Consider the following 24,268-nt stretch of genomic DNA (forward strand, 5'->3'; position numbering starts at 1 on the left):
CCCCGCCGATGCGTACCCTGGCCATCGCCGCCGTCCAGACCGCCCCCGTGCCGTACGACCCGGAAACCACCTGGTCCCGGTTCGCCCACCAGATCCGGACCGTCCGCGAGCTCTTCCCCCACGTCCAGCTCGTCGTCGTGCCCGAACTGCTCCTCGCCGCCGAGGGTCCGATGCTCGCCGAACACCCCGAGAAGTGGATGGAGGAGGCCGCCGTCACCATCCCCGGACCGCTCACCGACCGCCTCGCCGGCCTGGCCCGCGAGACCGGCCTCTGGCTGGTCCCCGGCACCGTGTACGAGCGGGGCGACGACGGCCACGTCTACAACACCGCCCTCGCGATCTCCCCCGAGGGCGAGATCGCCGCCCGCTACCGCAAGGTCTTCCCCTGGCAGCCGTACGAGCAGACCCGGCCCGGCAGCGACTTCGTCGTCTTCGACCTGCCCGGCATCGGCCGCGCCGGCCTGGCCGTCTGCTACGACGGCTCGTTCCCGGAGACCGCGCGGCAGCTGGCCTGGCTGGGAGCCGAGGTGATGATCCAGCCGACGCTGACCACCACCCGCGACCGCGACATGGAGCTGGTCTGCGCCCGCGCCAACGCCTGGACCAACCAGCTCTACGTCGTCAACGTCAACGCCCCCGACCCGGCCGGCGTCGGCGCGAGCGTCATCGTCGACCCGGAGGGAACGGTCCGCCAGCAGGCGGGCACCGGCGAGGAGGTCCTCGTCGACGTCCTCGACCTCGACGCCGTCACCCGCGTCCGCACCTACGGCTCCGCCGGCATCAACCGCCCCTGGGCCCAGCTCGCCCGCCACGGCGACCACATCGGACTACCCATGTACGGCGGCACGTTCCGCACCCCCGACTGGCTCAAGGAGCCCGCGGGTCACTGAGCCGGGAACCCACCCGGACCAGCCCCCGGGGAGGGTCCCCCACCGGTGCCGCCTGTCCCGCTTCTCTGCCCATGGGCGGCAGGCGGCACCGGGTTCTTCCGTGGGCCCGTGGCCGCGCGGCGGGCGAGGTCCTCGCCCCTGAGTCGTCGACCGGTGGCGCCCGGCACGAGGGAGTGCCCGCCCGCCGCCGCCGGCACCGAAGCCGCGGTGGCCGTGGACCAGGACCTTCTCCGCACGGGGTCCGGTGAACCGCCGGACGCCGGGCGGGTGAACGCGGAGGGCCGGAACCGGTGGTGGGCCACCGGTTCCGGCCTTCGCGGGTGCCGGCTCGTTACATCGGGTCGGGGAAGATGTCGCTGATGCTCCAGGCGACGCTGAAGCAGGGGGCGAAGGCGTCGGTCTCCTGCTCGGTCTCCAGGGTCTGGAGCGCGATGATCTGGCTCATGGGTGATCTCCTCTTTTCTGTCGGGGTCGTGTCGGATGGTCACTGCACACCTGGGCGCGGAGGTGTTCGCCGCCGTGCCCAGGGGGTCGTGGGAGGCCCGTCCGGTGACGTCAGACGGCTGCCGGGAGGCGGGGACGGGCGTGGTGGGGCTCCGTCAGGAGCGGGCCGGCCAGTAGGCGGTGCAGGGCCAGCAGGACACCGGCTCCGCCGGTGGACAGGTCGGCGGTGAACCGCTGTGAGCCCGCTCCGAGGAAGCGGACACCGCGCCGGTACGGGACGGCGTACTTCACCAGGCCGGTCGCGGCGCGTACGGCGTCCTCGCGGGCGGCGTCCGTGCCGGTGAGCTCGGCGTGCTCGGTGAGGAACCAGGTCAGTCCGGCCAGTCCCCGGTACAGGCCCGCCTCCTTCGTGGCGCAGGAGACCCGGATGCCGGAGACCAGCCGCGGCAGTGCCGTGGCGCAGCGCTCGTCCGGCGCGGTGGCCACGTAGCGGGTGAGCGCCACCGCGAGACCGGCCGCGCCCGTGGCCAGGTACGGCATGGCACGGGTGAGCCGCGCGTTGTCGGAGAGGGACAGGGCGCCGTCGTCCAGCGGGAAGGTCCGGTCCAGTTCCTGGTGGAGCAGCAGGCGGCCCGCCTCCAGGAAACGGGCCTCGCCGGTGGCGCGGGCCAGGCGGTGGAGGAAGAGGGCGAGCCCCGAGCGGCCGTGCAGCAGGCCGCGGGCGTCGTGCTCGCCGAGGGCGGCCGACAGGTCGGGGGTGCGCAGCAGGCCTTCCCCCGCTGCGGCGGCCCGCTCCAGGTGGCTGCTCTCCCCGGTCAGCCGGTGCAGGGCGAGCCAGCCCAGGCCGACCCCGGCCCGCCCGCCGGCCAGCGTGCCGCAGGAGGCGGTGAGGGGGTGGCCGTCGGCGTCCCGGAGCAGGTCGACGGCCTCGTCCAGCCGGCCCAGGTCGGCCAGCACCCGGGCGATGCCGGCCGAGCCGACGAGCAGTCCGGGAGGCAGCGCGCCGCGCAGCGCCAGCGTGTCGCGGCGCAGCCGTTCGCGGATCTCCTCCGGCACCGCGGCCCCGGCGCGGTGCAGGGCGTGCACCACCCCGGCCGTGCCGTAGGCCAGGCACACGTTGTTGGTCCGGAACGCCTCGGGCGAGGGCGGGAAGGCCCACTCCGGGCGGTCGGCGTCAGCCGTCCCAAGGAGACCCGCGGTCACCTCCCCGGCCAGCCGGGTGAGGCAGCCGCGCGGATCGGCGTCCAGCTCGGCGGGGGAGGGGAGGCGGCCGGGACCGTCCTGGTCCTCCGTCGGATGGAAAGCGGTCGCCCGCTGCCACAGGTCCTGCGGCGGCGCCACGTCCGCCAGATCGCGGCGCAGCAGCGCGAGGTTGGCGGGCGCGTGCTCGGCGGTCTCGTGGAACGGTGCCAGGAAGGCGAGCGCGACCGCCGACGCGCCGTACCGGTCCTGCAGCAGCGGATCGGTGTCGGCCCGGCGCAGACCGGGCGGCGGCGTGAACCCCGGAGTGCCCATCCCGGACGGGGCCGAGGACAGCGCCGAGGCCGCCTCGAAGTCCACGAGACGGACCCCGCCCGACGGCGTGACCAGGACATTGCCCAGGCTGAGGTCGCCGAACCGGTAGCCGGCGGCGTGCAGCCGTTCGAGCGAGGCGTCCAGCGCGGCCAGCAGCCGCCGGCACGCCCCGTAGTACGCGGCGACGGACTCGGCCGTGCGGTCGGCGCGGGCCAGCGGGGAGGACCGGCTCAGCCAGCCCACCAGCGGCTGCCCCACGACGTACTCGGTGACGAGGAAGTCGTGCTCCCACTCCGTGAAGTGGTCCAGCGGCTCCGGGCCCACTCCCGGGGCGGCCGCGTGCAGCTCGCGCAGCACGTCGTACTCGTGCCGCAGTCGCCGCCGCGCGTCGGTCCCGTCGAAGACCAGACCGTTGTGGGCACGGGCCTCCTTGAGGAAGACGGTACGGCCGGTCCGCCGGTCGCGGGCCTGATAGGCGCCGCCGGCGTTGCTCAGGCGCACCGCGCGGGTCACCTCGTAGTCGCGGATCAGGATCGGGCCCGCGTGCGGCTGCTCCTCCTGCTCGACGAACGGGTCCGTGATCCCCGCGGGCACGTGGAAGGCGGGCAGCCGCGCGTCCACGACCTCGCGGCCGGAGCCGTCGAGGACCATCCCCTCCCGGGTGCCGTCGGCCCGGAGCCGGCTGCGGGCGCCGCCGAAGGAGCCGTAGCGGTAGTGGACCGTCCGCGAGTCGCGGAAGCGCCGGTCGGTGAGGACGTACGGCCCCTCCTCCCCGTCGAGCGCGTCACGCAGGCGTTCGAGGAGTCGGCGGGCGGTCGCCGTGTCCGGCGGGTAGACGGCGCAGAACTTGCCCGACTGGGCCCGTACGGCGTGCTTGTGATGGAGGAACAGGAAGAAGAGCCGGGCACTCAGGTGCTTGAACGGCACCCCTTCGGAGAAACAGATCCCGGCGACCGTGTCGAGCACGTGCTGCGCCCGGTCGAGCCGCGCCGACACATGGATCTTCCAGCCCTGCTCGGCGAGCCCGGACCCCGGACTTCCCCAGACCGTCCAGATGCCCTGGGCGGAGCCGCGCAGGCCCGGCGGCACCTCGCCGGGGACGAAGCGCGGTCCGGGGTCGGCCACGCCGGTCAGCGGCAGGTAGTACTCCCGGTCCGCGAGCGCCTCGCCGAAGCCTTCGAGCACGGGATCTCCTCACAGGGGGTGGTGGGCCGTCCCCACGGTCTCGTGCGCCGGACGCCGGGACCGGCAGGTACGCAGGCAGTTCGGCGGCGGTATGCGACGACGGGCGGCACACCTCCCCGCCGGCTCCGGCGGCCGTCCGGCCGGCGATCGGCCGGCCACCTGAGGCGATCGGCCGGCCACCTGCGGCGCACGGTCGTCGCCCGCGGCGCCCGGTCGTCGCCCGACGGCCGGTGTCCGGGGAGGCCGGAGGAGGTGCCGTATCGGCCGGTGAGGAGGCCGCCTCAGATCACACGTGCCCGCGGTGCCTGCCGGCGTGCGGGCCCGGACTCCGGCCTGTCGTCGGCGACATGGTCGGCGGAGGCGTTCGGGTCGATGAGGCGGATGCCGGTGACGAGGTCGGGGTGGATGCGCACGACCTGGTCCGTGTGCCGGTCCGACCACGGGGTGAGGAGGCTCTCGTAACGGGCGATGTCCGCGGGGTCGGTGACGAGGCGGCAGTAGCCGGTGACGACGGCGCTCCAGCCGAGGCGGGTGGCGGCGTCGATGTCGTCGGCCTCGTAGGCGACGACGATGCCCCGGGCCCCGGCCTCCCGGGCGCTGAGCGTCAGCGCGGAGCCCACATGGGTGCGGATGACGACTTCGCCGCCGTCGAGTACGTGGTTGACCGGACGGATGGCCGGCAGTGCCTGCCGGGTGAAGACGATCCGGCCCATGGGGACGCTGCCCAGCAGATGGAGGGCCTCGTCCGGGTCGAGTGCGACCGTACGGCGTGGCCCGGCGGCGGCCGCCGGGGCTGCCTGGCCGACCGGGGCGGTGGAGAGGGACGGAACGTCGTTCACGGGGCGTCCTGAGGGGCGGAAGGGGGGCGGAGCTTCATTAGAGGACCCGCCGTGGCCCGCTGGAAGGGCCGTTCGGCCCCTGGCCCCCTGTCCGACGGGCCCGTTTCACCGACCGCGCGGCTTCACCCGGTCTGGCCAGGCGCTCGGGTGAGGCCGCGCCAGGCAAGGAGACGGGCCCGGCCGGGGGCCGGGGGCTCCACCGGCCACGGCCGTCCCTAGCCCCGCGCGGCGGCCCGGCGCGCCAGGAGCGTGGCCCTGCGGTCCTCGAACCGGGTGGCCTGGGCGTCCAGCGACATGAGGAACTCGCCGAGTTCCTGCTGGGCCTCGAGCCCCTCGGGGCCGAGGCCGGAGAGGTCCATCACCTTGAGGTGGCGCAGGACGGGCTGCAGGACGTCGTCGTGGTGGATGCGCAGGTCGTACACGCCGCCGAGGGCGATGCGGGCCGCGGCCCGTTCGAAGCCGGGCAGGCCGTGGCCCGGCATCCGGAAGCCGGAGACCACGTCGGCGACGGCGCGCATGGCGTCGTCCGGGGCGATCTCCAGGGCCGCTTCGAGGAGGTTGCGGTAGAAGAGCATGTGCAGGTTCTCGTCGAGGGCGACCCTCGCGAGCAGGCGGTCGCACACGGGGTCCCCGGAACTGCGGCCGGTGTTGCGGTGCGAGATCCGGGTGGCCAGCTCCTGGAAGGCGACGTACGCCACCGTGTGCAGAGGGGAGTGGCGGTTGTCCGACTCGAAGCCCGCGGACATGTGGGTCATCCGGGCGCGCTCCAGGGCCGCGGGGTCCACCGCCCGCGAGGCGAGGAGATAGTCCCGCATCACCATCGAGTGCCGGGCCTCTTCCGCCGTCCAGCGGTGCACCCACGTGCCCCACGCCCCGTCACGCCCGAACAGGGTGGCGATCTCGTGGTGGTAGCTGGGCAGATTGTCCTCGGTGAGAAGGTTCACCACCATCGACACCCGGCCCACCTCGGACAGCGGCGACTGCTCCGGGGACCAGGGCTCGCCCTCCAGGACCCCGTCGAAGTCCCGTCCCCTGGACCAGGGAACGTACGCGTGGGGCATCCACTCCTTGAAGACGCTCACATGGCGGTCGAGTTCACGCTCCACGACTTCTTCGAGCGCGTGCAGGATGCGGATGTCCGCCCAGGAATCGGACGTGCGGAGGGTCGGCAGGGTCACGGCAAGGGGGCCTTTCACGGAATCTCTCGTACCTACGGAGCCGTAAGTTACGGGCCCGCGGTGATGTTCCGATGGGGCCGTTCGGCCCCTTCTGCCGGTACGGACGGCTCGCGTTCACCGCCCGTGGGCCTCCGGCCCGCCGACGCTCCGGAACCAGGCCGCGCGGCACGACCTGGGCGAGATCCTGGGCCTGACCGCCGCGCCGGTGGCGTCACGGGTCAGTCGCCGGCACGGCGGGCTGCCCCCGTACGCGGTCGGTCACACGGCGCGGGTCGGGCGGATCAGGGAGGCGGTCGCGAAGCCGCCGGGGACAGGGATGTGCGGAGCGGCCTACGACGGGGTCGGCATCGCCCACTGCGTGGCGAGCGGCCGACGGCGGCCGACGCGGTGCTGGGCACCGCGTGACGGCGAGGACGTGCCGCGCGGACGCACCGCAGAAGGGCCGTTCGGCCCCTGTCGTCCCGTCGGACGAGGCCGGTTCACTGTGCTGCGGGCCGAACCGGCCCCGTGCGGAGCACGTCGGCACAGCGCCCCCAGGGCGAGGAAGCGAGGGGAACGATGATCACGGCGGTGGGACACGCCGACCTGGCCCCGGACACGCTGAGAGCGGTCGAGCGCGAACTCCGCGTGCGCCTGGAGCGCCTGGGCGGGCCGGTGTCCGGCCTGGTCCGTGCCGGGTCCGCGCTGTCGGCGGCCTTCGGGCGCGCGGTGCGCGCCTCGGGCCGGGGACTCGTCGTGCTCCTGCCCGCCCAGCGGGCGGTGCCGGCTCCACTGGCGTCGGCCGGCCTGGAGCCGGCCCGGGAGGTGGTCGCGCTCGCCGAGGAGGTGCGACTCCTCACCTACGACCCGGACGACCGTGACGCCTGTGTGGGCGCGGACGAGGCGCTGATCGGGCAGTGCTCCCGGATCTTCGCGGTGTGGGACGGCTCCCCCTCCAACGGGAGGGACGCCACCGCGCACCTGGTGGCGTACGCGCGAGCCCGCGGAGTGACGGTGGACGTGGTGTGGCCGGTCGCGGCGATCCGCGAGCCGGCGCGCCACGGGGCGGGCCGGGAGGGCTCGGCGCCCTCATCCCGCGGGTGAAGCGCGGCCCCGGGGCGCCGACCGGTGGCCCGGGGGGACGGCCGGACCCCGTCGAGGCCGGCGCCCCGGGTCGCGGAGGCGAGTCGATCACGGCGCGTCGGGAGTCCGACAGGGCCGTTCGGCCCTGTGGAGGGGTTGCGATACTGACGCTCGTTCCGCGCCCGGCCCGGCACCGCCGCAGCCGGTGGACCACCCCTCACGTCGCGACCGTTGTCGCCTGATCAGGAGTTCTCTGTGAAACCCCGTCCTTCCCGTCGTGTCGCCCTGGCGGCCCTCGTGCTCTGCCTGCTCTGCACGGCCGCCGCCGCCGTGTCCTTCGCCCGCGGTTCGTGGGCCGGGCTCGCCTGGGTGCTCGCGGCGGGGTTCTGCTCCAACGCGGCCTGGTACTGCGCGCGCGGAACCCGCGCGGTGGCGTGGGCGGGTACGGCAGGCGCGTCGGCGACCTCCTGCGCGGGCGGCGCGGTGTGCGGTTCCTGTGGGAGGCAGGCATGCTGACCGCCGGCCACCCCGCCCCCTCCGCCGCCGCGCCCGTGCGGGTCTTCCTGCTCGACGACCACGAGGTGGTCAGACGGGGCGTGCGCGATCTGCTCGAAGCCGAACCGGACATCGTGGTGGTGGGCGAGGCGGCGAACGCCCGCGAGGCGCTCGCCCGGGTGCCCGCCGCGCGGCCGGACGTCGCCGTGCTCGACGTGCGCCTCGGCGCCTCGGCGGGCGGCGATCACGAAGGCGTCGAGGTGTGCCGCGAACTGCGCACGGAACTCCCCGGGCTGGCCTGCCTGATGCTGACCTCCTTCGACGACGACGAGGCCCTGTTCGACGCCATCATGGCCGGCGCGGCCGGTTACGTCCTCAAGCAGATCGGGGGCTCCGACCTGGTGAACGCGGTGCGTACGGTGGCGACGGGCAGGTCGCTGATCGACCCGAGGATGACCGACCGGGTGATGGCCCGGATACGCGGCTCCGTACCCGAGCCCGAGCACAAGGCCGTCGTGCCGGGAGAGCTCGACCGGCTCTCGCCGCGCGAGCTGGAGATCCTCGACCTGATCGGCCTGGGGCTGACGAACCGGCAGATCGCCGAGCGGCTCTTCCTCGCGGAGAAGACGGTGAAGAACCGCGTGTCGTCCATCCTGGCGAAGCTGGGGGTGGGACGGCGGATCCAGGCGGCGATGATCGCCGAACGCCTCAGGGATCCGCACGACAACCAGACGTGACCCGAAGGGCCCCCGAAGGGGGGAGCCGGATCAGTCGACGGACAGCGGAGCGCTCCAGACGACCCTCGTGCCGCCTTCCAGGGGTGACTCCAGGCGGAGGGTGCCCCGGCACTGTTCCGCGCGCGAGCCCATGTTGAGCAGCCCGCCGGTCGGCCGGGCGGAGCCCAGGCCGGCCCCGTCGTCCGTGATGGTGAGGACGATCCGGTCGGCCGTGTCCGGGACGGAGAGCCCGACATCCGCGCGGCGCGCCCCGGCGTGCCGCGCGGTGTTGCTCAGCGCCTCCGCCGCCACGGCCAGCACATGCTCGGCCAGCTCCTCCGGCACGGTGCTGTCGACCGGCCCCGTGATGCGCAGCGAGGGCGTGAACCCCAAGTGCTGGGCGGCCAGTTGGGCCGTCTCGGCCAGCCGTCGGCGCAGGGCGGGGCCGCCCAGGTCGTCGGCGGTCGTGCGCAGCTGGAGGATGGTCGAGCGGATGATCTGGATCGTGGCGTCGAGATCGTCCACCGCGCGGGTGACCCGCTCGGCGGCCCCGGCGTCCTCGATCGTCCGCGTCGCGCTCTGCAGCGTCATGCCCGTCGCGAACAGCCGCTGGATCGCGACGTCGTGCAGGTCCCGCGCGATGCGGTCGCGGTCGTGGAGCACCGCCAGCTCCTCGGACTCGGCGCGCCGCCGCGCGAGTTCCAGGGCGATCGCCGCCTGATCGGCGAAACCACTGATCAGCAGGGTCTCCGTCGGGTCGAAGCCCGGCCTGCCGGCCCTCCGGCTCAGCCGCAGAGCCCCGCACACGACGTCGTCCACGGGCAGGGGCACGGCCACCACGGGCCCGTGCCCGTCCCTGTCGGCCCCGCCCAGGGGCAGGGCCCGGGGATCCTCGTGCACATCGGTCGTGACGACGGGCCCGCGGGTGCGGGCCGCGAGGCCCGCGAGCGAGCCCGCCGCCGGCAGCCGCACTCCCCGGACGCGGTCGGCGGCGTCGCCGTGAGCCACCCGTACGGTCAGATCGCCGGCGGGCACGGACGGCAGGAGGACGGCGGCGAGGTCGGCGTCGGCCACCTCCATGGCCCGCCGGGCGATCAGCCGCAGCACCTCGTCGGTGTCGGTGCCCGCGAGCAGGGCGCGGGTGATCTCGCCCAGTGCCTCCAGACGGTGCTCCCGGCGCCGGCTGTCGTGGTACAGGCGGGCGTTGTCGACGGCGACGCCCGCCGCCATCGACAGCGTCGTCAGCACGGCCTCGTCGTCGGCGTCGAAAGCGCCGCCGCCCCGCTTCTCGGTCAGGTAGATGTTGCCGAACACCTCGTCCCGGACCCGGATGGGCGCCCCGAGGAACGTGCGCATCGGCGGATGGTGGGGCGGGAACCCGAAGCTGCTGGGATGAGAGGTCAGGTCGTCGAGCCGCAGCGGCGAGGGGTTGCTGATGAGCTCGCCGAGGATGCCGTGGCCGCACGGGGCCGGACCGATCCGCGCCACCATGTCGTCGGCCATGCCCACGGGCAGGAACTGGGAGAGCTTCTGCCGGTCGTCGATCACTCCGAGCGCTCCGTACTCGGCGTCGGTGAGGCTGACGGCGGCCTCCACGATGCTCCGCAGCACCTGCGGGAGTTCGAGGTCCCGGCCCAGGTCCATGACCGCGGCGAGCAGGCCGTGCATCCGGTCGGGTACGTCGAGGCGCGGCCAGGCCACGTGCGGTGCGGTGTCGGACATGTTCGCAGGGTACGCGGTGCCCGGTCGCCGCGAACGGCAGGGGCCGAACGGCCCTCCCGCCGCTCCGCCGCCGGGTACCGCTCGGCCCTGCCGGGCCCGGGGGAGGGCCACGAGCATGGTCCGGCGGCCGGGAAGCGCCGCGGCATCCCCCGTACGCGAGTGCTTCCCGGCCGGTGACAGCAACGCGGAAGTGGAGGTCGCCGTCCGGTGGACGAGGCACGCAGTATTCAGGTGGTGGCAGGGGAGTCGCGGCTCCCGCACTCGACGGGTGAGGGCGAGGCCGCACGGCCGGCCCGGCCCTCATGGGTGGGGTGGCTCACCACCACCGACCACAAGCAGATCGGCACGCTCTATCTCTGCTCCGCGCTCTTCTTCTTCATCATCGGTGGTGTCATGGCCCTGATGATGCGCGCCGAGCTGGCCCGCCCCGGCACGCAGATCATGTCGAACGAGCAGTTCAACCAGGCGTTCACGATGCACGGTTCGATCATGCTGCTGCTCTTCGCCATGCCGCTCTTCACCGGCTTCGCGAACTGGATCATGCCGCTGCAGATCGGCGCGCCGGACGTCGCCTTCCCCCGGCTGAACATGCTGGCGTACTGGCTCTACCTCTTCGGCTCGCTGATCGCCGCGGGCGGTTTCCTCACCCCGGGCGGCGCCGCGGACTTCGGCTGGTTCCTCTACGCCCCGCTCTCCGACGCCGTCCACTCGCCCGGCCTCGGCGCCGACATGTGGATCATGGGTGTGGCCCTCTCCGGCTTCGGATCGATCGCGGGCGCGGTCAACTTCATCACCACGATCATCTGCATGCGCGCCCCGGGCATGACGATGTTCCGGATGTCGATCTTCACCTGGAACGTGCTGCTCACGTCCCTGCTGGTGCTGATGGTCTTCCCGGTCCTCGCCGCCGCGCTCTTCGCCCTCGAATGCGACCGGAAGTTCGGCTCGCACGTCTTCGACCCCGCCAACGGCGGAGCGCTGCTGTGGCAGCACCTCTTCTGGTTCTTCGGCCACCCCGAGGTCTACATCCTGGCCCTGCCGTTCTTCGGCATCATCTCCGAGGTCGTCCCGGTCTTCAGCCGCAAGCCGATGTTCGGCTACATCGGTCTGGTGGCCGCCACGATCGCGATCGCCGGCCTCTCCGTGACCGTGTGGGCGCACCACATGTACGTCACCGGCGGCGTCCTGCTCCCGTTCTTCTCCTTCATGACGTTCCTCATCGCCGTACCGACCGGCGTGAAGTTCTTCAACTGGATCGGAACGATGTGGAAGGGCTCGCTGTCCTTCGAGACCCCGATGCTCTGGGCCACCGGCTTCCTGATGACCTTCACCTTCGGCGGTCTGACCGGCGTCATCCTGGCCTCGCCCCCGCTGGACTTCCACGTCTCCGACTCGTACTTCGTGGTCGCGCACTTCCACTACACGCTCTTCGGCACCGTCGTGTACGCGATGTTCGCCGGCTTCCACTTCTGGTGGCCCAAGTTCACCGGCAAGATGCTCGACGAACGACTGGGCAAGATCACCTTCTGGACCCTCACCGTCGGCTTCCACGCCACCTTCCTCGTCCAGCACTGGCTCGGCGCCGAGGGCATGCCCCGCCGCTACGCGGACTACCTCGAAGCCGACGGCTTCACCGCCCTCAACACCGTCTCCACCATCGGCTCCTTCCTCCTCGGCCTGTCCTTCCTGCCGTTCTTCTACAACGTCTGGAAGACCGCCAAGTACGGCAAGAAGATCGAGGTCGACGACCCGTGGGGCTACGGCCGTTCGCTGGAGTGGGCGACGTCCTGCCCGCCGCCGCGGCACAACTTCCTCACCCTGCCGAAGATCCGTTCCGAATCCCCGGCCTTCGACCTGCACCACCCCGAGATCGCGGCCCTCGACCGTCTCGAGAACAGGCCGCACGACGTGGTGAGCCAGCGGTGACCGCCCCCGTGCTGGCCCTGGGCATCGGCGCCGTCAGCGCCTCCGGCTGCGTCTGGTACGTCCCCGCCCTCGTCGACCTGCGCGCGGGCGCCGACCGCCCCGTCTCCCGCCGCCTCGCCGCAGCCGCCTGCGTCACCGGCTGGGCCACGGCCGCCACGACCGCCCTGCTCCTCCTGCTGGGAGTTCCCGGCCGGCCACTGCTCGCGGTGGCGGCGGCCGGTGCCGGCGCGGCCGCCGTCCTGCGCGCACGGGCGGCCGTACGCAGCCGCCGCGAGAAACGGGAGGACGCCGCCTGCTGGGCGGCCCTGGACTCCGTACCGCCACCGCACGGGGCGTGCCGGCACGTCCTCTTCGCCCGATGGGCCGGCACGGGACTGCTCGTCGCCGTCGCCGCGGCGTTCCTGCTCCTGACCTGGGGCCGGGCGTACGGGGTGAGTCCCCTGGTCGCCGTGGCGGCACCCACCGCACTGGCGGCGTCCGCCCTGCTCGCGGCCGTACTGAGGACAGGCCCCGCCCGCGTCCACCGGCCCGGCCCCGCCCGGCCCCACCGGGGCCGAAGGCTCGCCCCCGAACACCAGTGAGGCGGAACGACCCCCGATGGCCACTACCTCCGAGGCACAGGCGGACAGAGGCGCGCGGCGGATCACGCCGGCAGGCGCGACCGGTGCCTCGCGCACCTTCGCCTGGCTGCTGATCGTGACCGGCGCCCTCGGCGCCCTCGCCTCCTTCGTGATCACCATCGACAAGATCCGGCTCCTCTCCGACCCGGGCTTCAGTCCGTCCTGCAACCTCAGCCCGATCGTGTCGTGCACGAACGTGATGACGAGCGACCAGGCGTCCGTGTTCGGCTTCCCGAACCCGATGCTCGGACTCCTGACCTACCCGGTGGTCGCCTTCGTCGGGTTCGCGCTGCTCTCCGGGTCCCGCTTCCGTCGCCGGGTCTGGCTCGGGCTGAACGCGGGCATGCTGTTCGGCGCCTCCTTCTGCATGTGGCTGATGACGCAGGCGCTGTACGAGATCGGCGCGCTGTGCCTGTGGTGCTGCCTGGCCTGGGCGGCGACCATCGCGATGTTCTGGTACACGACCGCGCACAACCTGAGGCACGGGATCATCCGGGCCCCCCGGGGACTCGTGGCGGGGGTGCAGGAGTTCCACTGGGTGGTGGCGGTCACCTGGTACCTGGGCATCGTGATCCTCATCGCCACCCGCTGGTGGGACTACTGGCGGACCCTGCTCTGACGGCCGGACGGAAACCGACCCCGGGGTTTCGGGACGGGGAGGCGTGCGGCGGGGCGGCGATGCGCGGGTCCGGAGGCATGTCGTTCACTCCGTCCAGGTGGGACGGCCGCCGAGGTACGTGGCGGTCACGGCGGCCTCGTCCGGCAGGAGTGCGGGCGGGACCGTGTACGGGTCGCGGGCCAGGACGGCGAGGTCGGCGCGCATGCCGGGGCGCAGCATGCCGATCTCGTCGTCGAGGTGGAGCTGCCAGGCCGGGTTCGTGGTGACCGCGCGCAGCGCCTCGCCGAGGGTGAGGACCTCCGCCGTGCCGTGGACGCGGCCGCTCGCGGGGGTACGGCGGGTGAGGGCGGTGGCGACGGAGGAGAGGGGGTCGGTGGGCGAACAGACGCCGTCGTTGTGGAGCGAGACGCGGTGACCGGCGTCCCAGGCCGAGCGCACGGCCATCCAGCGGTCGGTGACCTCCGCGCCGAACAGGTCGTCCGCGAGGACGTCACCCCACCAGCGGATGTGGTCCATGAAGAGGCTGACGGTGGCCCCCAGTCCGGCCGCCCTGCGGTACTGGTCGGGGGTGACGGCGCCGCAGTGCTCCATGCGGGGACGCAGCGCGCGCAGCCGGCCCGGATCGTCCGCTCCGGCCTTCGCGTAGGCGTCGAGGACCGCCTCGAAGGTGACGTCGCCGTGGACGTGACAGGCCATCGGGTAGCCCTGCGCGGTGAACGCGGCGACCAGCTCGGCCAGTTGCTCCGGTGTGTAGTTCATCGGCGCGTGCGCGCAGCGGATCGCCTCCATGCCCCGGGTGGCCGCGCTGTCCAGGAACGGGAAGCTGGTCGCGATCGTGCCCTGGAAGGCCGTGCCCTCGGCCCACAGCTTGACGCCGGAGACGCCGAAGAGGTCCTCGGCCGGGGCGTGTCCGGGGAAACGGCGGCCGGAGTCCGCGGCCAGTTCCGGGGTGCCGATGAGGTACGAACGGACCCGCAGGGCCGCGCCGGGGCGCGCCGCCGCGGCCCGCAGCGCCGGAACGAAGCTCGGCTCGGTCGACATGTCGGCGGCCGTGGTGATCCCGACCCGGGCGTGTTCGGCGTACGCCCAGTCCAGCGAGGCGGCCAGCCTCTCCGGCCTCACCCGGTCGCCGGCCACCACCCACAGCAGCGCCTCGACGGCCCCGCCCTCGTGGGCCTCGCCGGTGGGTTCGCCGTCGGCGTCCCGCAGGAAGCGGGCGCCGGCCGGATCGGGGGTGTCCCGGGTGATGCCGGCGGCACGCAGGGCGGCGGTGTTGGCCCAGGCGGCGTGGCCGCTGTTCGAGACGACCACGAGCGGGGCGTCGGGACAGAGCGCGTCCAGCGCCCGCCGGGTCGGGACCGGCAGATCGCGCTGGAGCAGCGGATCGATCCCGTACGCGCAGACCGGCTCGCCCGGCGCGGCGGCCACCGCGGCCCGGATGAGGGCGGAGACGTCCGCACCGGCCGGCACCGTGAACGGGCGGACGTCGACGGCGGGCGGGGCGACGGCGAGCGCCATCATCGTGGGGTGGCCGTGGGCCTCGACGAAACCGGGCAGCAGCGCCCGGCCGGCCAGGTCGACGACCTCGGTGCGGGGGCCCCGCAGCGCCAGCACCTCGGCGCGGCCGCCGACGGCGGCGATCGTTCCCGCGCGGACGGCGAGAGCCTCGGCGCGCGGGCGCGCGGGGTCCATGGTGAGGACCGGGCCGCCGGTGAGGATCAGGTCGGGGGCGGTGTCACGCACGGCCGGCCTCCTCGCACAGCCAGTGGGCGGCGGCCGCGAGCAGCGTCGTCACACCGGTTTCGATCGTGGGCTCCGGTACGGGGGCGAAGTGCGGGGAGTGGTTGGAGGGGACGGCGTCGGGCAGACCGTCCTCCAGGAGGGAGGAGGGGTCGATGTCCCGGTAGACCGAGGGATCGACGCCACCGAAGTACCAGAAGACCGAGGGGACGCCGAGGGCGGTGCCGAAGGTCCCGAAGTCCTCGCTGCCGGTGAGGGGTTGGGGCAGGGTGAAGACACGGCCGTCTCCGAGCGCGGCGGTGAGCGCGTCCTGGACGACGCCGGTGACCTCGGGATCGTTGACGGTGACCGGGAAGGAGGGGAGCCGGGTGATCTCCGGTTCCTTCGGAGCGCCGGAGGCCAGGGCCTCGGCGCGGACGATCCGTTCGACCGCCTCCAGGACCCGGGCCCGTACCGCCGGAGTCGTACTGCGGATGTTGATCCGCAGCTCGGCGGTGTCGGGAATGATGTTCTCCTTCGTGCCCGCGTGGAGCGAACCGACGGTCACCACGGCGGTCTGGGCCGCTCCCACCTCGCGGGAGACGACGGTCTGCAGGCGCATGACGACCGCTGCCGCCATCACGATCGGATCGACCGTCGCCTCCGGCATGGACCCGTGCCCGCCGCGCCCGAAGAGCCGGACCCGCAGACTGTCGGAGGCGGCCATCACCGCCCCGGGACGGGTGCCGACGAAACCGACGGGCGCGGGCGCCACGTGCTGCCCCAGGCAGACGTCGGCGCGCGGGAACCGCTCCAGGAAGCCGTCCTCGATCATGGCCGGCGCGCCGCCGACCTCCTCGGCCGGCTGGAACACGGCGACGACCGTGCCGCGCCACCCCTCGCGCCGGGCGGCGAGCTGGGCGGTGGCACCGAGCAGACAGGTGACGTGCATGTCGTGGCCGCACGCGTGCATGACCGGGACCTCGTTGCCCTCCGGGTCGGTGGCGGTGGCGGTGGAGGCATAGGGCAGGCCGGTCTCCTCCCGTACGGGCAGCGCGTCCATGTCGGCGCGCAGCAGGACCACCGGGCCCTCGCCGTTGGTGAGCACGCCCACCACCCCGGTACCGCCGACGCCCTCGGTGACCTGCCAGCCCTGCTCCCGCAACAGCGCGGCGACGACGCCGGCCGTGCGGAACTCCTGGAAGGACAGTTCCGGATGGGCGTGCAGATCCCGGTAGAGGGCCTGGAGGCCGGGCAGCCGGTCGGTGAGCCCGGAGAGCAGCGGGGCGAGAGCGTTCACGAGAGTTCCTTTGCGGAGGAGGGACGGTCGGACGCCTCACCGAGCGGGCCGGTCACGGCCCGGAACGACGCGGCGTCCTGAGGGGTGAGGAGGGCCGTCAGCGCGGCGATGACCGCGCCGAGCACGAGGAAGGCGAAGGCGGCCCGGAAGGAGATCGCGTCGGCGAGGAGGCCCATGACGGGCGGGGCGACCATGCCGGCGACCTGGCCGCCGAAGACGATCACGGCACTGCCCGCCCCCACGTGCTCGGGCGCGAGACCGCGCAGCGGCACGGAGAAGATCGGCATGTAGCCGAGCGAGGCGCTGAAGACCGCGAGGGTCCCGAAGACGGCGAAGCCGGTGAGCGAGTCCGAGAAGGCCATGAGGAGCAGGAAGATCCCCGCCGCCGTCATGCCGGGCACGATCACCTTGCGGTGGTGTCCGCCCAGGCGGTCCGAGATCCGGCCGCCCAGGATCGTGGCCGCGGCCGCCCCGAGCGCGGGGACCGCCATGAGGGCGCCGGCCGAGGCGAGGGGGACACCGCGCTCCTCGCTCAGGTAGGACGGCATCCAGGTGGTGAGGCCCCAGGCGATCACGGAGTATCCGAACATCATCAGCGCGAACCGCCACAGCACGCCCACGCGCAGGATCTCGCGGACACCGTGCGGGGCGGCGGGGGAGCCGTCCGTGGCGCGGGGCAGCGGATCCGGCAGCCGCAGTCGTACGGCCGCGTGGACGGCGACCCCGAGCGCGGCGGTCGAGAAGAAGGCCGAACGCCAGCCGAAGACGGCGATCAGGGGGGCCACGGCGAGCGGGGTGAGGAGGGCGGCGATCGCGTTCGAGCTCATGATCAGCCCGTTGGCACCCATCCGCTCCTCCGGCGCGGTCCGCTCGACCAGCGCCTTCATCGAGGCGGGCGGGAAGACGCCCTCGGCCGCCCCGAAGGCGAACCGCAGCACGAGCAGCGCCGCGAAGGACCACGCGAGACCGGTCAGCGCCGTGAACAGGGACCAGGCGAGCAGCGCCCAGCAGATGACGCGCCGGGCACCGAAGCGGTCGGCGAGCAGCCCGCCGGGGATCTGGCACAGGGCGTACGCGAGGAAGAAGGCGGAGACGACCAGGCCCTGCTGCCCGCGGCCGAGACCGAACTCCTCGCCGAAGGAGGGGAGCACGAGGTTGATCACGAGGCGGTCGGCGTAGTCGACCAGCCAGGCGGCGAACAGCAGGACGACGGTCGTCCTGACCGTACGGGAAGCAGGTCCCCTGAGGGCTGCCGGAAGGGGCGGAGCGGACACGGCTCTCCTCTCGCCGGTGGCCGGCACTGGGCGCCGGCCGGAAGTGCCCCTACGATCCGGTCTGTGCACGATGAAGCCGTGGAAATGCCGGAAAGCGTCCTGGAACCGATGAGTCCGCAGGATTCCCGCACTCCCGATCCGGACGCCCGTTTCACGGAACTGGACCTGGCACTGGTCGAGGCGCTCCAGGCGGCCCCCCGTGCGCCCTGGTCACTGATCGGCCGCGCGCTCGGCGTCGACGCGACCACCGCCGCCCGCCGCTGGGAACGCCTGCGCGCGAGCGGACTCGCCTGGGTCACCGCCTACGACGCGGCGAAATCGGCCACCGTCGCCTATGTCGACGTACGCTGCCGGCCCCGCTCCCTCGAAGCGGTCACCGAGGCCCTGACCCGGCTGCCCTGGGTCTTCAGCGTCGACGCGACGGCGGGCGACTTCGATCTCTTCGTGTCCGTCGCCGCCGCCGACCTGCCCGCCCTGGGCCGGTCGGTCAGCCGCGCCATCGGCGGCATGCGCGGAGTGCGTTCCACGCGCACGCGGCTGGGCATCACGCTGTACGGCGAGGGCGGCGACTGGCGCATGCGGGCCATGGAACCCGCCGGCCGGGCGGAGCTCACCGCCCCGCGCACCTCACGCCGCGCCGTGTACAGCGTCCACATGCACGACCGGCCGTCCCCGGAGGACCAGGCTCTGATGACGCTGCTCGGCGGCAACGGCAGGCTCGGCTACACCGAGCTCGGAGCCGCGACGGGCATGAGCGAACACACCGCCCGCCGCAGGGTCCGGCGGATGATCCGCGAGGGCGACATCACCATCCGCTGCGACCTCGCCAACCCCCTGGCGGGCCTGTCGACGATGGTTCTCTACCGCGTGACCGTTCCGCACGCGCAGGTGGAGGCCACGGGCAACGCGCTGGCGCGGATGGAGGAGGTCCGTCTGTGCGTGTCCGTCAGCGGTCCGCACAACCTGCTCGTGATGGTCTGGCTCCATGGCCTCCACGCCGTCGACCCCTTCGAGGCCGTCCTCGCGGAACGCTTCCCGCCCCTGGAGATCAAGGACCGCACGGTCGTCCTCCACTCGCCCAAACGCATGGGCTGGCTCCTCGACGAGGCCGGCCGCGCGACCCGACGCGTTCCCCTCGCGCTGCCGCGGCCCTGACGGCCGATGCCGCCCGGGTCTCCCGGGCCGGCGCCCCTGTCCGCGTGTCCGGGCAGGGGCACCGATCCGTTCACCCCACCTGGGCCGTACGGGCGAGGGCGTCCCGGGCCGCTTCCTCGGCGAGGGCGCGGTCCTCCGGGACCATGCCGATGCGGGTGCGGCGGTCGAGGAGGTCGGAGACGTCGAGGGCGCCTTCGTGGCGGACGGCCCACAGCAGTTCGGCGCGGGTGACGGGGTGGCCGGGGACGACGGGCTCGGCGAGGGCGGGATCCTGCAGACCGAGGGCGTGTACGGCCGGTGCCTCGGTGCCGTAGCGGTGGACGAGGCGGGACGGGACGTCGAGCCCGGCGAGGGTCCCCGGCCGGGCGGCGCCGACGAGGGGCAGGGACGCGGTGCGGCACGCGCCGGCGGTCAGTCCGCGCGCGGCCACGGCGGCGTCGACGGCGTCCTGGGCCATGCGGCGGTAGGTGGTCAGCTTGCCGCCGACGACGGTGACGATCCCGTCGGGCGAGGTGAGCACGGCGTGCTTGCGCGAGATGTCGGCGGTGCGGCCCTCCGAGTCCTGGGTGTCGAGCAGGGGCCGCAGTCCGGCGAAGGCCCCGACCACGTCGGAGCGGTGGACGGTGACGTCCAGCGCGGAACCGAGGACGTCGAGGAGGAAGCCGATGTCGGTCTCGGGGACCTCCGGCACGTCGGGGATGTCGCCGTCGACGGGCTCGTCGGTGAGGCCCACGTACACGCGTCCGTCGCCCTGGGGCAGGACCAGGACGAAGCGGTTCGTCTCGCCGGGGATCGGGATGTGCAGGCCGGCGGAGAGCCGGCCGAGGGTCTCGGAGCGCAGGACGAGATGGGTGCCGCGCGAGGGCCGGAGGCGTACGTCGTCGATGAGGCCGCCCGCCCATACCCCGGCCGCGTTGATGACGGTGCGGGCGCGGATGCGCAGCTCCTGGCCGGTGCTCTCGTCGCGCACCAGCGCGCCGTCGCCGTGGAGTTCCAGGGCCCGGGCGCGGGTGAGGACGCGGGCGCCGTGGGCGGCGGCGGTGCGGGCGATCGCGGTGACCAGGCGCGCGTCGTCGGAGAGCTTGCCGTCCCAGGAGAGCAGGCCGCCGCGCAGGCCGACGGGGCGCAGGGCCGGGGCGAGGTGGCGGGTCTCGACGGCGGACAGCGTGCGCGGCTGCGGCAGCGTGCGGCGCGCGGTGCGGGCGGAGACGCGCAGCAGGTCGCCCGCGACGAATCCGGCGCGGGCGAGGGCCGCCTGACCGCGGCTGACGAGCGGGGTGAGGGGCAGCACGAAGGGCTGGGCGCGGACGAGGTGGGGGGCGGTCCGCTCCATGAGGATGCCGCGCTCGACGGCGCTCTCGTGCGCGACGTCGAGCTGTCCGGAGGCGAGGTAGCGCAGTCCGCCGTGGATCAGCTTCGAGCTCCAGCGGGACGTGCCGAACGCGAGGTCGTGGGCGTCGATCGCGGCGACGCTCAGTCCGCGGGTGGCGGCGTCGAGCGCGGCTCCCGCTCCGGTGGCGCCGAGCCCGACGACGAGCACGTCGACGACCTCGCCGTCGGCGAGCCGGTCCAGTTCGCGCCGGCGCCGCTCGGCGTCGAGCGAGGAGCCGGGAAGGGCGGTGCTGCTCGTGGGGTTCATGGGGCGAGGGTCCTCTCCAGCAGGGTGCGCAGCTCGCCGAGGAAGGCGGCTTCGCTCAGTTCGGGATCGGTCTCGTCGGCCATGGTGCGCAGCGAGAGCGTGAAGGACTGGACGACGAGCAGCAGGGACCGGGCCTGCAGATCGGGGTGGGCGCGCCGTACGGAACCGTCCTCGTGCCCTTCGTCCAGCGCGGTGACGAGGAGCCCGAGCAGGGCGTCCTGGCTGGCCCCCCGCCGGTCGAGGACGTACGGCAGCAGCAGCTCGGGGTCGACGTCGAGGATCTTCTGGAACAGCGGATGGGACCGGAACGCGGCCACTCCCGCGACCAGTCCCTCGACGATCCGCGCCCGTTCGGGCCGCTCGTCGTCGGAGGGCGGCATGGCGTCGGCGGCGACGGCGATCCATTCACGGGTCATCAGGTCGCCGACGAGGGTGCGCACATCGGGCCAGCGCCGGTACAGCGTCATCCGGGACACGCCGGCCCGCCGGGCGACGTCGGTGAGGGTGGTCCGCCGTACTCCGACGGCGAGCACGCAGTCGCGTGCGGCGTCGAGCACGGGATCTGAGTCCGCATGGTTGTGACGAATGGGCGTCATCTGTCACAGTGTAATGCCAGTGCGGGCCGAGCGGCAGCGCCGTCCGTGAAACAGACCGTGAGGAACCTCTCGAAGTGGACATGTTGTGGAGTGGCTGGGGCGACCCGGCCAAGGCGGCGCCCCTGCCCGAATCGGTGACCGGCCTGCTGCGGGACCTGCTCGGCGTCACGCCGCGCGAGAGCGGCCCGTCCGCCCTCGCCGACATCGAAGCGCCCGCCCCGGCACTGACCGACGAGGCGAGCGCCGCCCTGCGCGCCGCCGTCTCCGCACCCGACGGCCTGCGGGACGACGCCGAGAGCCGCATCCGGCACACCCGCGGCAAGTCGACCCCCGACCTCCTGCGCATCCGCGCCGGCGAGGTCGACGACATCCCCGCGGCCGTCGTGCTCCCCGGCAGCCACGACGAGGTCCTCGCCGTCCTGCGGGCCTGCGTGGACCACGGCCTGTCCGCCGTCCCGTTCGGCGGCGGCACCTCCGTCGTCGGCGGCCTCGCGCCCACCATCAAGCGGCCCTTCGTCGCCCTCGACCTCCGCCGCCTCGACCAGCTCCTCGCCGTCGACGAGGTCTCCCGCACCGCGATCCTGCAGCCCGGTCTGCGCGGTCCCCGGGCGGAGGCGCTGCTCAACGAGCAGGGCTGGACGCTCGGCCACTTCCCGCAGTCCTTCGAATGGGCCACCGTCGGCGGCTTCGCCGCGGCCCGCTCCAGCGGCCAGGCCTCGGCCGGCTACGGCCGCTTCGACGAGATGGTCCTCGGCCTGATGGTCGCCACCCCCGAAGGCACCCTGGAGACCGGCCGGGCCCCGCGCTCCGCGGCCGGCCCCGACCTGCGCCAGCTGATCCTCGGCTCCGAAGGCGCCCTCGGCGTGATCACGGCGGTGACCGTGCGCGTCCGCCCGCTGCCGCAGGAGCGGATCTACGAGGGCTGGCGCTTCGCCTCCTTCGAGGCCGGGACGGCGGCGCTGCGCCGGCTCGCCCAGGACGGCCCGCGCCCCACGGTGCTGCGGCTGTCGGACGAGTCGGAGACCTTCATCGGACTGGCGCAGCCGGACGCCATCGGCAGCACCGAACTCCCGCAGAACCCGGGCTGCATGGCCATCGTCGGCTTCGAGGGCACCGAGCAGGAGACGGCCGCCCGCCGCGCCGCCGCCCGCGAGGTCCTCCTCGCCTGCGACGGCGAGTTCATCGGTGAGGAGGCCGGCGACAAGTGGGAGCACGGCCGCTACAACGCCCCCTACCTGCGTGACGCGCTGCTCGACGCCGGCGCGTTCGCCGAGACCCTGGAGACGGCCGCCTTCTGGTCCGCGATCCCCGGCCTGTACACCGCGGTACGCGACGCGCTGACCGGCACCCTCACCGAGGCCGGCACCCCGCCGCTCGTCATGTGCCACATCTCCCACACCTACGAGAACGGCGCCTCGCTGTACTTCACCGTCGTCTCCGCCCAGGGCGAGGACGCCGTCGCGCACTGGGCGCCGGTGAAGCGGGCGGCGAACGACGCGATCCTGGCGGCGGGCGGCACCATCAGCCACCACCACGGCGTCGGCACCGACCACCGCGACTGGTACGCCCGCGAGATCGGCCCCCTCGGCATCCGCATGCTGCAGGCGGTCAAGGCCGAGGTCGACCCGTCCGGCGTCCTCAGCCCCGGAGTCCTGATCCCCGTCCGCTGACTCCCCGCCCGACCTCTGCTCCTCGTGATCCCCGCTCCTGCCGATCCTTCATCCCGCCGTCCGGAGGCATGCTCCATGCGACAGTTCACCGCCGTCGTCAACCCCACCGCAGGGGGTTCCAGCGGCACGGCGGGCCTGCTCCCGCTGGCCCGGCTGCTGCGGGAGGCGGGCGCAGGGCTCGACACCGTCTACAGCCGCAGTCTGGAGCACGCCCAGGAGCTCGCCCTGGACGCCGGGGCGCGCGGGCACACCGTGCTCGCCGTCGGCGGTGACGGCATGGCCGGCTGCATCGGTGGCGCCCTCAGCGGCACGGACATCGTGTTCGGGCTGGTGCCCGCGGGGCGCGGCAACGACTTCGCCCGCGCCCTGGGGCTGCCCACCGAGGCCCCGGCGCTCGCCCGGGTGCTCCTGGAGGGCGAGCCCCGGGCCGTCGACACCATCGAGGTGGAGTCCGCGACGCACGCGAAGACCTGCGTCCTGGGCAGCGTGTACGCGGGAGTCGACGCGGTCGCCAACCGCCACGCCAACGCCTCCCGGCTGCTCCGCGGCGCGGCCTCGTACTACGCCGGCGGCTTCCGGGCGGTCGTCGGCTGGCGGCACGCCACGTACCGGCTGACGATCGACGGGGTGCCGCACGAGCGTCGCGGCTACACGGTCGTCGCGGCGAACTCGGGCTTCTACGGCTTCGGCCGGAAGATCGCGCCGGGCGCCCGGGTCGACGACGGACTCCTGGACGTCGTGGTGATCAACGAAGCCCCGAAGCACCTCTTCTTCGCCATGATGAACGAACTGAAGACGGGCGCGCACCTGGCCCGCCCCCAGGTCGAGATCCTGCGCGGCAAGGAGATCCGCATCGAGGCCGACCGCCCCCTGCCGTACGGCGCGGACGGCGAGGTCGACGCGACCCTGCCGGTGACGCTCCGGGTGCGGCCCGCGGCCCTGAACGTCCTGGCCTGACCTTCGGAGCCCGCCGCGGTCCGCTCCACCAAGAGGACCCGGCACCGCGAGGCCCTTCCTCCTGTCCGCCGGCGCACGCACTCATGCGTCGGCGGACAGCAGGCGTTGGACTCCGTCCATCCGGCGCGGTGTTCAAGCCGTGTGCCACCCGAGTGTCTTCACGGCTTCCCCGCGACCGTAGCCGTGGACACAGACTGGCCGACGCTCCGTCAGGGGTGATGCGCCGAGGCGGCTGCTCTTGATGGTCGCCGTCGGCGTCCCGGACGCGCGGTCGACGACCGGGAGTGTTCCCGCGTCGAGGTTCGTCACGTACAGCCGCGTGCCGTCCGGCGAGACCGCCGCCCCAGGGGGACACTCCCCGCATGGGACGGCCCTGGGGGTCGGTGGCATGAGGAGTCCCGCATCCCGGGAACTGGCCGGAGTTCGCATACCCAATTCAACTCATGCTGTCTGCACGTCTTTTGACGATCCGCCCGATGTCTCATCGTGGACCGACGGGGCCGATGCCGCCCGAATCTGATCGCTTTGGGGCGTGTGACGCGGAGCCGCCCGCCCCGCGGGGTGCGGGACGGGCGGTGCGTCGTCCTTCACCGGACCGGCAGGGTGGAAGTCGCCCTGGAACTTCCGGACCCGGTTCGGAATGTTCTGGCCGAAGCGGCCGTCCGTCGCATGGGCATGGACGGTCCAGGGGGGATGCCCCGGACTGTCGGGCGACGGGACGGGGTCCTCCGGCCGTGTCGGACGGCG

At 73.6% G+C, this 24,268-nt stretch carries 20 protein-coding genes and 1 pseudogene; 11 read left to right on the top strand and 10 right to left on the bottom strand.

Features of this window, described 5'->3' with window-relative positions; genetic code table 11:
• Positions 1 to 8 precede the first annotated feature (8 nt).
• Entirely contained in the window at positions 9 to 890 is an 882-nt protein-coding gene (locus tag ACFYUS_RS29005; RefSeq protein WP_388858334.1) for a carbon-nitrogen hydrolase family protein, read from the top strand.
• Positions 891 to 1,445: 555 nt separating this feature from the next.
• On the opposite strand, the gene lanKC is transcribed toward ACFYUS_RS29005, so the two are convergent.
• From lanKC to ACFYUS_RS29020, 3 genes are all read right to left on the bottom strand, one after another.
• Positions 1,446 to 4,034, bottom strand: a complete 2,589-nt coding sequence (gene lanKC / locus ACFYUS_RS29010) for a class III lanthionine synthetase LanKC (RefSeq protein WP_388858337.1) — start codon at positions 4,032 to 4,034, stop codon at positions 1,446 to 1,448.
• Between the two features lie 281 nt (positions 4,035 to 4,315).
• Complete coding sequence (locus ACFYUS_RS29015; protein WP_388858340.1) at positions 4,316 to 4,873, bottom strand: pyridoxamine 5'-phosphate oxidase family protein; 558 nt, start codon at positions 4,871 to 4,873, stop codon at positions 4,316 to 4,318.
• Positions 4,874 to 5,088: 215 nt separating this feature from the next.
• The gene (locus ACFYUS_RS29020) at positions 5,089 to 6,051 is read right to left on the bottom strand and encodes an acyl-ACP desaturase (RefSeq protein WP_388858343.1); all 963 of its coding nucleotides are present in this window, start codon (positions 6,049 to 6,051) and stop codon (positions 5,089 to 5,091) included.
• 160 nt (positions 6,052 to 6,211) lie between these two features.
• Between ACFYUS_RS29020 and ACFYUS_RS29025 the strand changes: the two are divergent.
• The 4 genes and pseudogenes from ACFYUS_RS29025 to ACFYUS_RS29040 all read left to right on the top strand — a co-directional run.
• Positions 6,212 to 6,418: pseudogene (locus ACFYUS_RS29025) on the top strand (protoporphyrinogen oxidase); the annotation flags it as partial.
• A gap of 191 nt (positions 6,419 to 6,609) precedes the next feature.
• Positions 6,610 to 7,134, top strand: coding sequence for a hypothetical protein (locus ACFYUS_RS29030; protein WP_388858346.1), 525 nt, complete (start codon positions 6,610 to 6,612; stop codon positions 7,132 to 7,134).
• A gap of 234 nt (positions 7,135 to 7,368) precedes the next feature.
• Positions 7,369 to 7,629: a hypothetical protein gene (locus ACFYUS_RS29035; RefSeq protein WP_388858349.1), complete on the top strand. Its 261-nt coding sequence runs from the start codon at positions 7,369 to 7,371 to the stop codon at positions 7,627 to 7,629.
• Entirely contained in the window at positions 7,623 to 8,345 is a 723-nt protein-coding gene (locus ACFYUS_RS29040) for a response regulator (protein ID WP_388858352.1), read from the top strand. The genes ACFYUS_RS29035 and ACFYUS_RS29040 overlap by 7 nt, the downstream gene beginning before the upstream one ends.
• Positions 8,346 to 8,375: 30 nt before the next feature.
• Here ACFYUS_RS29040 and ACFYUS_RS29045 read toward each other — a convergent pair whose 3' ends face one another.
• Positions 8,376 to 10,046 (bottom strand): GAF domain-containing protein, encoded by a 1,671-nt coding sequence (locus ACFYUS_RS29045; RefSeq protein ID WP_388858355.1) that lies wholly within the window; start codon positions 10,044 to 10,046, stop codon positions 8,376 to 8,378.
• 306 nt (positions 10,047 to 10,352) lie between these two features.
• On the opposite strand from ACFYUS_RS29045, the gene ctaD reads away from it, so the two are divergent.
• The 3 genes from ctaD to ACFYUS_RS29060 are packed head-to-tail and all read left to right on the top strand — an operon-like array spanning position 10,353 to position 13,211.
• Complete coding sequence (ctaD, locus tag ACFYUS_RS29050; RefSeq protein ID WP_388858708.1) at positions 10,353 to 11,972, top strand: cytochrome c oxidase subunit I; 1,620 nt, start codon at positions 10,353 to 10,355, stop codon at positions 11,970 to 11,972.
• Positions 11,969 to 12,553, top strand: a complete 585-nt coding sequence (locus ACFYUS_RS29055; protein WP_388858357.1) for a hypothetical protein — start codon at positions 11,969 to 11,971, stop codon at positions 12,551 to 12,553. Before ctaD ends, ACFYUS_RS29055 begins: the two co-directional genes overlap by 4 nt.
• A 16-nt stretch (positions 12,554 to 12,569) precedes the next feature.
• Positions 12,570 to 13,211 (top strand): vitamin K epoxide reductase family protein, encoded by a 642-nt coding sequence (locus ACFYUS_RS29060; protein WP_388858360.1) that lies wholly within the window; start codon positions 12,570 to 12,572, stop codon positions 13,209 to 13,211.
• A gap of 84 nt (positions 13,212 to 13,295) precedes the next feature.
• On the opposite strand, the gene ACFYUS_RS29065 is transcribed toward ACFYUS_RS29060, so the two are convergent.
• From ACFYUS_RS29065 to ACFYUS_RS29075, 3 genes are read right to left on the bottom strand one after another with little or no spacing between them, the layout of a single operon-like run.
• A complete protein-coding gene (locus tag ACFYUS_RS29065; RefSeq protein WP_388858363.1) occupies positions 13,296 to 14,954 on the bottom strand; it encodes an amidohydrolase in 1,659 nt (552 codons plus the stop codon).
• Positions 14,947 to 16,230 (bottom strand): amidohydrolase, encoded by a 1,284-nt coding sequence (locus tag ACFYUS_RS29070; RefSeq protein ID WP_388858366.1) that lies wholly within the window; start codon positions 16,228 to 16,230, stop codon positions 14,947 to 14,949. Before ACFYUS_RS29070 ends, ACFYUS_RS29065 begins: the two co-directional genes overlap by 8 nt.
• Positions 16,227 to 17,504 (bottom strand): MFS transporter, encoded by a 1,278-nt coding sequence (locus tag ACFYUS_RS29075; protein ID WP_388858369.1) that lies wholly within the window; start codon positions 17,502 to 17,504, stop codon positions 16,227 to 16,229. Before ACFYUS_RS29075 ends, ACFYUS_RS29070 begins: the two co-directional genes overlap by 4 nt.
• A gap of 108 nt (positions 17,505 to 17,612) precedes the next feature.
• Between ACFYUS_RS29075 and ACFYUS_RS29080 the strand changes: the two genes are divergently transcribed.
• On the top strand, positions 17,613 to 18,659 hold the full coding sequence (locus ACFYUS_RS29080) for an Lrp/AsnC family transcriptional regulator (RefSeq protein WP_388858372.1): 1,047 nt from the start codon (positions 17,613 to 17,615) through the stop codon (positions 18,657 to 18,659).
• A 70-nt stretch (positions 18,660 to 18,729) separates the two neighbouring features.
• Here ACFYUS_RS29080 and ACFYUS_RS29085 read toward each other — a convergent pair whose 3' ends face one another.
• Both ACFYUS_RS29085 and ACFYUS_RS29090 read right to left on the bottom strand, forming a co-directional pair.
• Positions 18,730 to 20,298: a glycerol-3-phosphate dehydrogenase/oxidase gene (locus ACFYUS_RS29085; protein ID WP_388858375.1), complete on the bottom strand. Its 1,569-nt coding sequence runs from the start codon at positions 20,296 to 20,298 to the stop codon at positions 18,730 to 18,732.
• Positions 20,295 to 20,894, bottom strand: a complete 600-nt coding sequence (locus ACFYUS_RS29090; RefSeq protein WP_388858378.1) for a TetR/AcrR family transcriptional regulator — start codon at positions 20,892 to 20,894, stop codon at positions 20,295 to 20,297. The genes ACFYUS_RS29085 and ACFYUS_RS29090 overlap by 4 nt, the downstream gene beginning before the upstream one ends.
• 74 nt (positions 20,895 to 20,968) lie before the next feature.
• On the opposite strand from ACFYUS_RS29090, the gene ACFYUS_RS29095 reads away from it, so the two are divergent.
• Together ACFYUS_RS29095 and ACFYUS_RS29100 are read left to right on the top strand one after the other, a co-directional pair.
• A complete protein-coding gene (locus ACFYUS_RS29095; RefSeq protein ID WP_388858381.1) occupies positions 20,969 to 22,564 on the top strand; it encodes an FAD-binding oxidoreductase in 1,596 nt (531 codons plus the stop codon).
• Positions 22,565 to 22,639: 75 nt separating this feature from the next.
• Positions 22,640 to 23,521, top strand: coding sequence for a diacylglycerol/lipid kinase family protein (locus tag ACFYUS_RS29100; RefSeq protein ID WP_388858383.1), 882 nt, complete (start codon positions 22,640 to 22,642; stop codon positions 23,519 to 23,521).
• A gap of 132 nt (positions 23,522 to 23,653) precedes the next feature.
• On the opposite strand, the gene ACFYUS_RS29105 is transcribed toward ACFYUS_RS29100, so the two are convergent.
• The gene (locus tag ACFYUS_RS29105) at positions 23,654 to 23,950 is read right to left on the bottom strand and encodes a YncE family protein (protein WP_388858386.1); all 297 of its coding nucleotides are present in this window, start codon (positions 23,948 to 23,950) and stop codon (positions 23,654 to 23,656) included.
• Positions 23,951 to 24,268 lie beyond the last annotated feature (318 nt).

The organism is Streptomyces sp. NPDC004284 (genome assembly GCF_042874035.1).
In the GTDB taxonomy this organism is placed as follows: domain Bacteria; phylum Actinomycetota; class Actinomycetes; order Streptomycetales; family Streptomycetaceae; genus Streptomyces.

What these genes read in the sequence shown, in the direction of transcription:
- ACFYUS_RS29085 (WP_388858375.1), bottom strand. Translation starts at nt 20,298, where the DNA reads ATGAACCCCACGAGCAGCACCGCCCTTCCCGGCTCCTCGCTCGACGCC.
- ACFYUS_RS29080 (WP_388858372.1), top strand. Translation starts at nt 17,613, where the DNA reads ATGAGTCCGCAGGATTCCCGCACTCCCGATCCGGACGCCCGTTTCACG.
- ACFYUS_RS29090 (WP_388858378.1), bottom strand. Translation starts at nt 20,894, where the DNA reads ATGACGCCCATTCGTCACAACCATGCGGACTCAGATCCCGTGCTCGAC.
- ACFYUS_RS29045 (WP_388858355.1), bottom strand. Translation starts at nt 10,046, where the DNA reads ATGTCCGACACCGCACCGCACGTGGCCTGGCCGCGCCTCGACGTACCC.
- ACFYUS_RS29040 (WP_388858352.1), top strand. Translation starts at nt 7,623, where the DNA reads ATGCTGACCGCCGGCCACCCCGCCCCCTCCGCCGCCGCGCCCGTGCGG.
- ACFYUS_RS29060 (WP_388858360.1), top strand. Translation starts at nt 12,570, where the DNA reads ATGGCCACTACCTCCGAGGCACAGGCGGACAGAGGCGCGCGGCGGATC.
- ACFYUS_RS29100 (WP_388858383.1), top strand. Translation starts at nt 22,640, where the DNA reads ATGCGACAGTTCACCGCCGTCGTCAACCCCACCGCAGGGGGTTCCAGC.
- ACFYUS_RS29105 (WP_388858386.1), bottom strand. Translation starts at nt 23,950, where the DNA reads ATGCGAACTCCGGCCAGTTCCCGGGATGCGGGACTCCTCATGCCACCG.
- ACFYUS_RS29005 (WP_388858334.1), top strand. Translation starts at nt 9, where the DNA reads ATGCGTACCCTGGCCATCGCCGCCGTCCAGACCGCCCCCGTGCCGTAC.
- ACFYUS_RS29030 (WP_388858346.1), top strand. Translation starts at nt 6,610, where the DNA reads ATGATCACGGCGGTGGGACACGCCGACCTGGCCCCGGACACGCTGAGA.